Annotated in this window: 12 protein-coding genes and 1 tRNA gene; 6 read left to right on the top strand and 7 right to left on the bottom strand. The window is 50.8% G+C overall.

The features are described from left to right. Positions 1-108 precede the first annotated feature (108 nt). Positions 109-393 carry a hypothetical protein gene (locus ACYQ2L_RS11800; RefSeq protein WP_460055836.1) on the top strand — a complete coding sequence of 95 codons (285 nt, stop codon included), beginning with the start codon at positions 109-111 and terminating at the stop codon, positions 391-393. 8 nt (positions 394-401) lie between these two features. On the opposite strand, the gene ACYQ2L_RS11795 is transcribed toward ACYQ2L_RS11800, so the two are convergent. Continuing rightward, positions 402-728, bottom strand: a complete 327-nt coding sequence (locus ACYQ2L_RS11795) for a type IV toxin-antitoxin system AbiEi family antitoxin domain-containing protein (RefSeq protein ID WP_460055834.1) — start codon at positions 726-728, stop codon at positions 402-404. Positions 729-1029: 301 nt separating this feature from the next. Here ACYQ2L_RS11795 and ACYQ2L_RS11790 point away from each other — a divergent pair, with 301 nt between their 5' ends. Next, entirely contained in the window at positions 1030-1197 is a 168-nt protein-coding gene (locus tag ACYQ2L_RS11790; RefSeq protein ID WP_460055831.1) for a hypothetical protein, read from the top strand. A 408-nt stretch (positions 1198-1605) separates the two neighbouring features. Here ACYQ2L_RS11790 and ACYQ2L_RS11785 read toward each other — a convergent pair whose 3' ends face one another. The 4 genes from ACYQ2L_RS11785 to ACYQ2L_RS11770 form a co-directional block, all read right to left on the bottom strand. Continuing rightward, positions 1606-1950 carry a ribonuclease toxin HepT-like protein gene (locus tag ACYQ2L_RS11785; RefSeq protein ID WP_460055829.1) on the bottom strand — a complete coding sequence of 115 codons (345 nt, stop codon included), beginning with the start codon at positions 1948-1950 and terminating at the stop codon, positions 1606-1608. Beyond that, on the bottom strand, positions 1950-2246 hold the full coding sequence (locus tag ACYQ2L_RS11780; RefSeq protein WP_460055827.1) for a nucleotidyltransferase family protein: 297 nt from the start codon (positions 2244-2246) through the stop codon (positions 1950-1952). Before ACYQ2L_RS11780 ends, ACYQ2L_RS11785 begins: the two co-directional genes overlap by 1 nt. Before the next feature lie 235 nt (positions 2247-2481). Continuing rightward, a tRNA-Ile gene (locus tag ACYQ2L_RS11775) sits at positions 2482-2555 on the bottom strand. Positions 2556-2881: 326 nt separating this feature from the next. Beyond that, a complete protein-coding gene (locus ACYQ2L_RS11770) occupies positions 2882-4477 on the bottom strand; it encodes a tyrosine-protein kinase family protein (RefSeq protein ID WP_460055825.1) in 1596 nt (531 codons plus the stop codon). Positions 4478-4627: 150 nt separating this feature from the next. Here ACYQ2L_RS11770 and ACYQ2L_RS11765 point away from each other — a divergent pair, with 150 nt between their 5' ends. Together ACYQ2L_RS11765 and ACYQ2L_RS11760 are read left to right on the top strand one after the other, a co-directional pair. Continuing rightward, positions 4628-5617, top strand: a complete 990-nt coding sequence (locus ACYQ2L_RS11765) for a DUF432 domain-containing protein (RefSeq protein ID WP_460055823.1) — start codon at positions 4628-4630, stop codon at positions 5615-5617. Between the two features lie 31 nt (positions 5618-5648). After that, positions 5649-6491: a mechanosensitive ion channel family protein gene (locus tag ACYQ2L_RS11760; protein ID WP_460055821.1), complete on the top strand. Its 843-nt coding sequence runs from the start codon at positions 5649-5651 to the stop codon at positions 6489-6491. Here ACYQ2L_RS11760 and ACYQ2L_RS11755 read toward each other — a convergent pair. Together ACYQ2L_RS11755 and ACYQ2L_RS11750 are read right to left on the bottom strand one after the other, a co-directional pair. Continuing rightward, positions 6488-7870 carry a hypothetical protein gene (locus tag ACYQ2L_RS11755; RefSeq protein ID WP_460055818.1) on the bottom strand — a complete coding sequence of 461 codons (1383 nt, stop codon included), beginning with the start codon at positions 7868-7870 and terminating at the stop codon, positions 6488-6490. The two genes, ACYQ2L_RS11760 and ACYQ2L_RS11755, sit on opposite strands and share 4 nt — an antisense overlap. Positions 7871-8029: 159 nt before the next feature. Beyond that, complete coding sequence (locus tag ACYQ2L_RS11750) at positions 8030-8911, bottom strand: septal ring lytic transglycosylase RlpA family protein (RefSeq protein WP_460055815.1); 882 nt, start codon at positions 8909-8911, stop codon at positions 8030-8032. Between the two features lie 67 nt (positions 8912-8978). Between ACYQ2L_RS11750 and lysS the strand changes: the two genes are divergently transcribed. Both lysS and rpiA read left to right on the top strand, forming a co-directional pair. Beyond that, positions 8979-10604, top strand: a complete 1626-nt coding sequence (gene lysS, locus ACYQ2L_RS11745) for a lysine--tRNA ligase (RefSeq protein ID WP_460055813.1) — start codon at positions 8979-8981, stop codon at positions 10602-10604. Then, the gene (gene rpiA / locus ACYQ2L_RS11740) at positions 10601-11317 is read left to right on the top strand and encodes a ribose-5-phosphate isomerase RpiA (protein WP_460055810.1); all 717 of its coding nucleotides are present in this window, start codon (positions 10601-10603) and stop codon (positions 11315-11317) included. The genes lysS and rpiA overlap by 4 nt, the downstream gene beginning before the upstream one ends. Positions 11318-11332: the final 15 nt, after the last annotated feature.

Genomic DNA, 11332 nt, shown 5'->3' with positions numbered 1-11332 from the left:
TTATGATGATGGTGGCAGCGTCTGGCTGAGGGCTGGTTTCTTGGTGTTGCAGCCGAGGGAACCCGTAGCAAGACCGGCGCACTGAAGTCGGGCTTGCCGGGAGCTGCCATGTTTGCTGCGCGCAAACACGTGCCGGTGTATCCCCTTGTTCACTGGGGCCTCATGGACATCGGCAGGAATCTCCGCAGGTTCAAGCGAACCCATGTCGGGGTGAAGGTGGGGAAACCGTTCTATGTGGAGGTGCCGGATGGTGAACCAAATCGCACGCAGCTCAAGGAAATCACCCACGAAATGATGTACCAACTGGCTGCCGCACTGCCTGAACGCTACCGGGGACCATATTCGGATCTCTCGCAGGCGCCTGTTACATACCTTCGTTTTTTAGGGGAATGAGCACCTCGTTAAACGGTCTGTGCTCTTCCCGCATTTCCGGGGATTTCGCTTGAAACTGTGTGAGGTATTTGAGTTGTGATGTCATGGAAGGTCAGTGCTGAGACAATGCAGGTAACGGCGTGGGGAAACCGGCAGCCCACAATCACCAGATCAGGGTTGCCGATGGGAGGTAGATCAGCCAGTCTGTACAGTCCGCAGCTGATTCTTTCGATCACCCCTGAATCCCGTAGTTGGTAGAGGCAGTGTCTGCTGATTCCCTGTGAAAGTGCCTCGCTCATGCTCATGCTCATGACACCACCATTCGAGTGGAAAATTTCTTTTGCTGTTTGCGACATCACGACTCCATACAAACCGTTGCCATATATTTATAAGTGGTAACAAATTGTAACGAAGCAGATACGAATAGAATCTGGTTATAATCTCCGGCAAAGCCGGGGCGTTCTGTTGAATTGTCCTATTGAATAGGGTGTGATTGTAGTGTGACTCGAGAATTTGTCTACACACAAAATTTTGAGAGGCTTTGAAAACACACCGGCTTAACCGACGATGATTTGAAGGATTTAGAAGTCTTTCTGTGTGAACATCCAGAGGCTGGTGCATTAATGCGTGGTACGGGTGGATTAAGGGAGGTGCAGTATGAGTGAACATACATCATATTTCGATTCTATTATGACTGGACTGAATGAATCGCTTGAATACTCTCGTGGGAATTCACCTGCTCTGCGCACCAGAAAGGTGACGATCACTCCCGTGCCTGAGTACGATGCTGAAAAGATAAAAGCAATAAGGAACGAACAAAATTAACTCAGATGATATTTGCCGAGGCTTTGGGCGTATCAAAGAAAACGGTTGAAGCCTGGGAATCCGGCCGGAACAAGCCGCAAGGCCCAGTATCACGCGTTTTACAACTTCTCAAGCTGAACTCCCTCTCTGTTCGAGCAATACCATCTTCTCAGCGTGTAGGGTAGCTGTCAGCTGCTAAAACTCATCGGTTTGTACTCAAACCGCGAGAGATCCGCCAGGCTAATGCAGAGCATAGCCGCCTGGGGTGCACGAACAATCAAGGCTGAGCTCAGCAGATACTGCACCACCCCGAACCCCGGCAGCTCCCCTCCAATCACTCAGCTGGGATGTCGCATACCAATGTTTAATGTGATTAAGGAACTCGTCAATCAATTCAGGGACTCTATAAAGAACTTTCTCTATGGTCTATTAGTTTATTTCGAAGCTGTACGCAGGGCGGATAAAATGTCGGAAACTGAGATATTGCAATAGATCATCTTTTATTCCGCTGTTGATAATATTGTTCTCTTCTGCTTTTCGGATTAAAGTGGTATGCCAATCATGGCTTGCCTCCAAGTCGACATTCTTTTTATTGAGTAAATGCAGAAAGAGTTTTTCGATTCCGTTGTAAATAGCGGTCAGGGTAAAGGCCGCGCCACGAAGTTCCAGCTCGTCGATACCGAAGGTTTCATTTTTCTTGATAATTAATTCAATGAATCGCTTTTCATCCTGTATGCTTTGTATCTCGTTTTTGATCCTATCATCAATGGTCATTAAGCAACCCGCTTTAGCTCACCGGAATTGATCAAGAGATTGCCGAATTTCTCCTGCAAATCGAGGTCTACCAAATCTACTCTATGCTGTAATCGATACATGAGCTGGCCATAAATATAGAAAAAGTCGTCCGGGTTTATGCCACGGACGGCGATATCGATATCTGATGAGTCACTGGCATTTCCGTTCACGAGCGAGCCAAACAGGTAGATTTCGGAACAACCAACAGACTTCAGATAATCGATTGCAGAGAGAACATCCTCATTAAATCTCTCATTAGATACAATAACATCCATATGGATATTGTAGCCGATTAAATGTGGTCTCGCAATGCAATGTGCAGCTACATCATGCTGTCGGAAGTCTTAATGGTCTACGTAGAGCTGGGGCCCAGCGCCTGTGATTGAAGGACGCCGGTCGCTTACCGGACGGAAATCCCGGTGGCCCGGCTGCTGTGAGCAGGATGTGGCAGGCGCTCGTATGAATTAGCAATAAAAAAGCCGCCCCAAAATAGGGACGGCTTTTTTTGTATGGGCCCACCAGGACTTGAACCTGGGACCCACGGATTATGAGTCCGTTGCTCTAACCAACTGAGCTATAGGCCCGAAAAGCAGGCTCATATTGCCATAAAGCGGGGGACTGTGTCAATTCAGGGCTGTGAGCTTTTTGTTCTTCTGGGTGCGTTCGTGATCTGGACATCTGGACATCTGGCAGAGTAAGCAACAAAGTTATAACGCTATTTACTCTAAATTCTCTACTTGGCTTGGAGGAAGACTTGGTAACATGGCAGATCTGCCACTTTACTGAATGTACTTCCACGAGACATGGAGATTATGGATTTTTTTCATGGCTGTTGTGAGGAAGCTCTGTTGGCGGTATATAACAAGTTCGGTGCCTGAAGGAAACTGGCAACGTGACAGCCGGGCTGAATCTACAGGGTTTTACTTTGCTCCAGCAATATATCGGCGCCTGATGCAAAGGCGTCGCTTGCTGCGCGATAGGAGAATCCGACTACTATGCCCATGCCGCTGTAGAGTATATCGTGAATCAGCTGTGAAAGCAGGGTGACATAGGCTTTCTTGTAGATCTGTTCGTGCTCATCCCGGAAGAGCAGGGGATTCAGTTCGAAGGTTTTTACGACGGCGTCAATCTGCCGGGTGAACAGGGGGTAGCTGGTCTTGAGCAGTTTCATGTACTGCTTGCGGTACGGTTCATCCTGCTCCACGATCCGTTTGATCTGAACCCTGCGGTCCCTCACTGATTTTCCCTGTGGATTCTGCCTGTGTGGCACGAGGCTCAGAATCAGATTTCGTACCTTGTCTATATTAAAGAGTTTGGCAGCCGAGAACTGGAACAGGAGCATGCCTGCTGAGTTACGGCAGAGGCGGGGCAGATCGGGTTGCAGGGCAATGGCATACATAAGTTTGACCAGGGTGTTGTCCAGGAGTTTCCGGATATTGCTGTCACGGCTTCCAAAAAGCCGGTCGCTGCTGTCGCTGATTTCCTGCAGGAGACTCAAGGCGCGTACACCGTTTCTCCATACAGGGTCAGCCTTTAGTTTTACAAGCAGTTCTTCTATCGGCTCGCGGATACCGGGTTCATCACCTATACTTGTACCGGCTTCGATCACCCCATCAATATAATCGATTATATACTGGCAGCCGTCGCTGTCTTCTACGCAGCCGGGGCGACGGCTGAGACAACCGCGTACCAGGCGGACTACGGCTTGCGGCATGCGGCCCTTCAGCTCCTGCAAAGGACAGCTGTCCGCATCAAGCCAGCCTTCAAGAATATGTAGAACGCTCTGCCGGGCCGAGTGGAATACTATGCTCAGGGGATTCGGGTTTTCGGCGTGAAGGAGATTCAGCGATGGGTCCGCCGGGACAAAGGCAATATCATGCAGCTGTGTTATAAATCTGTCGGTCAGCCAGGTATCTTCATTCACATTCCGGTGATAGTTTCCGACGACATCTCTTGGATTGAACTCTCCAGCCCGTTCAAGCGAGAATTTATTGTGCCAGATATATACCTGCCGCTCGAGTTCGCGCTCCATGACCATATGAAGATATCCGCCGGCAGATACATGCGCGGTTGGCTCAGGGTTTGTTACCAGGACCAGCTGGCCAATGTAGGGCAGTAAACTGAGGTTTTCCTCGTCACCACCTCCGGCAGGTAAATCGATTATGAGGATCCGGTAGCGGTTCAATAGTTCGGCTTCGTGGGTTTCCAGGAATCTGCGGACGATTCTGCTTTTTTCATGGACGTTGTAGACGGCTTTGGGGAACAATAGGTCCAGCCGTGGTGCCAGTTGGGTCCGGATAGGACCAAGCTTGTTTCCTGCATCCTCGGGGTTTTCCATGTCAAACAGGGTTGCAAGATCCGACAGGGGGTCGAGATCAAGGATTGCAGTCGGGATTCCGCGGCGTGCAAAATAGACACCCATGTTGGCAGCTGTAGTAGTTTTCCCTACCCCACCTTTTCCTGATGAAATACCGATTGTCTGCGTGCGCAAGGATTTATGTACCACAATCAGGAGTATGATACAAAATCTGTTTCAATGGAAGTGGGAACAGCAGGGAAAATGAAGCAGGGTTCGATTAAGCTGACGGCGTGCCAGCTGGCATGGCAGCTGGTACTGTATCTTGTTTAGCATGCACACACGCGCTATGATTAGAGCATGATTGAATCCTGGGGACTGCGTCCACTGAAGAAAAATGAATCAATATACTGGCAGAATTCCTATGTGAGGGTCTGGGTTCGACGTACCGAACATGCCTGGCGGATTGCCCACTCGAAACAGACTGAAGAAACCGAGCCCGAACAGAACATAAGCGCTTTGCGGATGCTGCTCGGGAAGGCTATTGGCTTTGTCCACCCTCAAGGTGCAAAGGTTGAGCATTCGAGTAATACTGTGCCTTCCAGCAAAGACTTCGAGAACGTTGAGTCCGGTAAGCCCTCGGGTATCCAGACTGATCAAAGAGCTGGTGAGGAGCCCCTCTGGCAGGATTTTATTCCTGATCACCCGGGTGACTCGATCGGAATACTTCCGATTCTTCCCGAGACCTCGGTGGTGGTTCGGACTGAAGTCCCGATCAGCCTGGGAGCTGGCCGGTCAATCACCATGTATGGGGCTATTCCGCTCTGGCTCTCGATCCGTGTAGTCGATTCTGAAGACAAACATAATAAAAAGCGCGAATCGTCGCCTGGCAGGGACGGCTATTCCAATGTTGGAACTCCGCTCTTGACTATTCCTGAGCTTACCCTCAGCAAAACCTGGTTCGGGGGGCCGATGACCGGTCGTTTGTGTTACCGAAGCGACAAGACTATGTCCTACACTCCGGAGCTGGAAATCGATCCTCTGGCCTACGCAGTATGTCCGATTCACATCCGCAATTCCATGCGCACCTCTATGGTAATCGGCTCAATCGCCGTGCCGACTGAACAGCTGCGGATGTACCGCACCCGCGGGGCGGATCATGAACTCAACTTCTGGACGAATACCGTCATAGCAACCTATTCAGGTTCTGAGGAACTGAATCTGACTGTTATGGACAGGAAGCCGAAGGTCGAACATGAGCTGGATGAATGGATGCCGGCACGGGTAACTGCTACCGATCATCTGCTGCAGCGCGGCATGATTCTGCTCAGGCAGATTTCCAACAGCTAGGCAGCGGTTTTTTAATGAAACGAGGTGGGACATGAATTTACATGATTTTTTGCCGGAAGAAATCCTTGGCTGGTTTGCTCCGGGGCAGCTGACACGGGTGAGCATCGTCTTTCTTATAGTTATTGGCGGGCTGCTGTTCCTGCGAATACTGGTATTCTTCGTCACCAGGGCACTCAGAAAAAACTTTACCGAGCAATCGGTCATGCTCATACGAAAAATCATTTTTTATATAGGTACCCTGATTCTGCTCATGATTGTGCTGGGTCAGCTCGGCCTGCAGCTGGGGGCATTGCTCGGGGCTGCAGGTATAGCCGGTATCGCGCTTGGTTTTGCCGCCCAGACCTCTGTTTCGAATATCATCAGCGGAATGTTCCTCATTTCGGAACGCTCCTTTGAGCTTGGTAACGTCATCAAGATCGGTGAAACCATCGGTATGGTGCTCTCAATCGATTTGCTTTCGGTCAAGATCCGCACCTTCGATAATCGTTACGTCCGAATTCCCAATGAAAACTTTATAAAGACCGAGTTCACCAATGTGACCAAATTCCCCATCCGGCGGATGGATTTTATGATTACGGTGGCCCGGGACACTGATCTTGTGGCACTCGAGAATCTCCTGAAGGGTATAGCCAGAGATCAACCGCTTTGTCTCGACGAACCTGAACCCCTGTTCCTGCTGCAGGATTTTACTACCCGCGGGATTAGTCTGCAGTTCGGTATCTGGTTTACCCGGACTGCTCTCATCGATACAAAAAATGCCATGATGCGTGCATTACAGAAAGGCTTTGCTGAAGCCGGAATCTCTCCAGTGGTGGACTGGACAGTGGATACCCATCCCTTCCAGCTCCAGCAGATACCTGATACTCTGGATTAATCGCGCTCAAAGCGGTAAAGCTGTTCGGCAACTAGAACGTACAGCGTATCAGTAGCATGATCATAGGCAGTAGACATTGGTGTCTGCTGTCCTGCTGTAATACCGGAGCTGCTGGTCCCGCCAAAATAGTTCCATGCTCCGTTGCTGTACTCGGCTGCATAAATGACCCCGCTGTTCCATACCACTACTGGATTGCCCTGTGAGGTTACATAAATATCCAGTAGATCACCTACGGCAGGATTGCTCATATAGCCTGAGGGTCCAAAGAAACGGGTTCCAAGGGGTTCAATATCGTTGACAGTGCTGCCGGTAATCTCGAATACCATTCCTGATTTGTGCCGCATCTGACTATTATAGGTGTCATAGTATATTACCGCAGCATACACTCCGGTATTGCCGCTGTTTGGTACTGCGCGTACATTGTATGGGCGGGGGGCAAGCCCAAAACCTTCTGTATCATAGTTAAACGAAATGCTTCTCAGACTCCAGGAATCTGATGTCACTCCTTGTCTCCATACCCGCAGGTTGTTTTCGCCTTCACGACCGCCGATCAGAATATAGTTTGATCCTCCGGGAGCAAGGTCCCATCCGCGACGCATGCCGAATGAATGTCGTCCGACTCCAGTGACGCTGTTTATGAAGTCAGTTGGGCCAGCAATATCTGCTTCTGTAAATGTACCACCGCCTCCATTCATTGTTCTGAGCAGGGATACATCATCACCACCTGATACTGCCAGGAAGCGGTAGTTTGAATCAGTCCAGGAATCGAAATAGTCTACGCGTTCAAGACCTAAATCCTGAATGGTCTGCTCGCTGGCAGGACTGCCATCTGCAAAGACTGATTTTATTTCGTTGATTGAATTATCCGAGAACTGCGAAAACGATATTGTCAGGCTTTCACTGAAGCTGGGGATTCGCTCCAGTTTTACATTTCCAAAACCCTCGCCATCGCTTATGTCCAGGGTCAGAATCGGAGTTTCCTCCCCGTCCCATTCACTGCCATCCGTGGGCATGCTGAACAGAAACAATGCTGGATCGACATCCGATAAAAGACTCATTGCATCTTCATCATAGCGCCATACACTGCTCGGGCCAGCAATATGGATAGTACCATCATGTATCAGCAGACTGCTGGAGCTGAGCCGTGGAGTATCTGGATTCGCAGCTGCTGTTGAAACTGCTGGACCAACTGTAACCCATTCACCTGCTATAGTACCGTAGCTGATTCCTTCTTCTGTATCAGTGCTCTCTGTACCTGCAGCATCAATATCTGTTTCCAGAATATCAAAAAACCCTTCACATGCAGAGAGCGTCAATACTATGGCTGTAATCAGCACTGCCCAGACGGCAAACCATCGACCAGAATTGATTAATTTCATACTTTCCTCCTGTCGATAATGATACCGCAACCGGAAAAGGTTATCAATTTGCTAATGTATTAAAATTATAATATCCACAGAAAGTAAGTGTGCGTATCAATCTGGCCAATAATTATTTTTTGACTATGGAATGTTCAGAAAGCCAGGAAGCCCCGGATATCAGCGGCTTCGCACCAGCACGTCCGGGTAGCCGACTCCGGCGAGTGTCGTCCTGACCTGTGCAAGTTCGTTCAGGTGTATGCCTGGAATTATGACCCGGAGAATACCGTTGGATGCAGCTTCGATCTCAGGTGCAAGACCTGCCCGTTTGAGTTCGATTACAAGCTGTTCGGCGTTGTCAGGATCACCGAAGGCTGCGATCTGAAGTACGCGGTAGGGGGAAGGTTCACGGTAGTCCAGTACCTCGACTATAACCGGAGCGATTCCGGTACCGGACATGCCGATTGCTTCAGCTCCGGCGCGGCTGAGATCAATTATCCGTCCTTCGACGAAGGGGCCGCGGTCGTTGATTCGAAGATCAACGCTGTCCCCGTTCTGGATATTGTGGACTCTGACAATGGTGTCGAAGGGAAGGGTTTTGTGAGCAGCTGTCAGTTCATTGGTGTCAAAGGTTTCTCCATTGGCTGTCAGGCGACCCTGAAACTTGCCCCCGTACCAGGAAGCAATTCCCTCGAGTTCGTGCTCGGCCAGGCGTGGATCCTTGTTGATCTGCTGTGCTGCAGACGGCGGCCCAGCGCTTGCAAGATTACCGCTTCCGGCATCACCTGACGCGCCTTTGTCGGCGCTATCAGATTCATCAGCGGCTTCGATAGCGCCGGGGGCATTACCGTTTGAATGCACAGCCGGTTCAATCGGTGCAATTACGGGCACTTCCGGTACTTCGGCGTCGCTGTCAGCAGCTGAGGTGTCAAAGCTTATGGTTCGAGGCGAAATTCTCATACTGATTTCCGGCTTTTCCTCAGCAGCGGCAGAAGAAGGAATCAGGGAAACGGTCATTATAGCAGCGATCAGGCTGATCATTGTATTTCGGCTAAGGTTCATACAGGCAATGTCGGCATAAGTCGCCGGGTAATTTACGATTACCGACAAATTCTGTATACTTGCGCCCATGTCGACAAATCAACAATATCCAGCCCCCAATCACTGGGCTGATGTAAATGCCCAGAAAGTCATCCGCAGCCGCGGCAGCAAAGAGCGCTATACCTGTGCCTCGGGAATCACTCCTTCGGGCACGGTGCATATAGGAAATTTTCGCGAGATTATTTCCGTAGACCTGGTTGCCAGGGCGATTCAGGATCATGGTCAGCCGGTACGATTCCTGTACTCCTGGGATGACTACGATGTGTTCCGCAAGGTTCCCAAAAACATGCCTCAGCCGGAAATGCTGGAAAAATATCTGCGGTATCCGATTACCCAGGTGCCGGATCCATTCGGTGAGCACGAAAGTTATGCCCGTCATAACGAGGCGGTACTCGAGCAGCAGCTTGAGCGTGTTGGCATCTTCCCTGAGTATATTTATCAGGCCGAGAAGTACCAGGCATCTGTATATGCTAAAGATATCCGTCGGGCTCTCGAGCAGCGGGAAACCATTCGCGCGATTCTGAATGAGCACCGAAGCAGTCCGCTGGCAGATAACTGGTGGCCGGTCTCGGTTTTCAGCGAAGAGGATCAGACCGATGAGGTCGACATTCTTTCCTGGGACGGCGAGTGGTCTATCACCTACCGTACCCGTTCAAGCGGTAATGAGCGTACTGTTGATCTGCGTGAAACCAGTGTAGTCAAGCTTCCCTGGCGTATCGATTGGCCAATGCGCTGGGCCTATGAAGGTGTCGATTTCGAACCTGCGGGCAAGGAACACCATTCCGCCGGCGGTAGTTTTGATACTGCCAAAGAGGTTGCGCGCCAGGTCTACGACTACGAAGCACCTGTCACTTTTAAATATGATTTTATCTCGATCAAGGGAAAGGGTGGCAAGATCTCAAGCAGTCTTGGAAATGTAGTTGACCTCGAAGATGCCCTGGAGGTATACCAGCCGGAGATTGTCCGCTATCTCTTTGCCTCGACACGGCCGAATGCCGAGTTTGCAATTTCCTTCGATCTGGATGTCATAAAAATCTATGAGGATTATGATCGCAGTGAACGTATTTACTATGGGGTCGATTCTGTCAAAGAAAACCGTGCCGTCAAGGAACGCCGGATCTATGAATTGTCACAGGTCGACCGACTTTCAGCTACGGTTGACGGCTCGGCACTGCCGAAGCCTGAGGACATGCCCTTCCAGGTTCCTTTTCGACACCTCTGTAATATGCTGCTGATCAGCGCCGGGGACATCGAGCAGGCTCTGGCCTCCTTCACCGAAATCAAACCTGAACACCGTGACAAAGCCAGGGTTCGGGCTGCCTGCGCCTGGAACTGGATCCAGAAATACGCTCCGGAAGATTTTCGATTTACCCTGAAAAGCGGAGATGAGGCTCGAATCGATCTGAACGTGGCTGAGCTTGCGGCCGTCCAGGCCGTAGCCGATGAGGTGGACACCCGTCTGCATGAGCATGATGAAAAGAGCCTGCAGGATTTCATGTACACAGCAGCTCGTTCAAATGGTATCGAGCCGGCTGAGCTTTTTACCTGCATGTACCGTATTTTGATCGACAAGGATGCCGGTCCCCGTCTGGCAGGGTTCATTTTTACTATCGGCCGTGATCGTATTCTTCATATATTGAGGGCATACCGATGAGTGGGTCTATATCGAATGACGAACTGAAGCGTCTTGTCGGAGCCTATGCAGTGGATCACTACGTGCAGACCGGCATGAAGGTCGGGCTCGGCACCGGCAGCACGGCGGTGCATGCCGTCCGTCGGCTGGCAGAAAGAATCGCCGCAGGCGAGCTGAGCAATATGCTGGTAGTTCCGACCAGCCTGCAGACCCTGCAGCTGAGTCAGGAGCTGGGGCTTGCCGTTCGCAGCATGAATGATCCCGATATAGCCGGAAGCCTGGACGTCGCAATAGACGGCGCAGATGAGGTGGATCCTGACAGATGTCTGATCAAGGGTGGCGGGGCAGCGCATCTGCTCGAGAAGATCGTGGAATACACGGCCCGCGATTTTATTGTCATTGTAGATGAGTCCAAGCTGGTTGATCGTCTTGCTGCTGCAATGCCGATTCCCCTGGAGGTAATTCCTGAAGCCAGGGTACCGGTCATGAATGCTGTAAAAGCGCTCGGAGGTCAGCCCACACTGCGCATGGCCTTGAGAAAAGCCGGCCCGGTGGTGACTGACAGCGGCAACCTTATAATCGATGTTCTGTATCCGGAGAGCCTGCCGAATACCCCGGCTGAGCTTGAGCGCTTGTTCAATCTGATTCCCGGGGTTGTCGAAAACGGGCTGTTCACCAGGGCAGTGAAGGCAGTTGTGGTCGGCCGCAGTGACGGCCGGGTGGATGTGCTGTAGGCTCAGCTTACGTGG

Source organism: Spirochaeta dissipatitropha, assembly GCF_054657935.1.
Note: the sequence above shows the minus strand (reverse complement) of the source record. Positions and strands in the feature narration are given on the sequence as shown.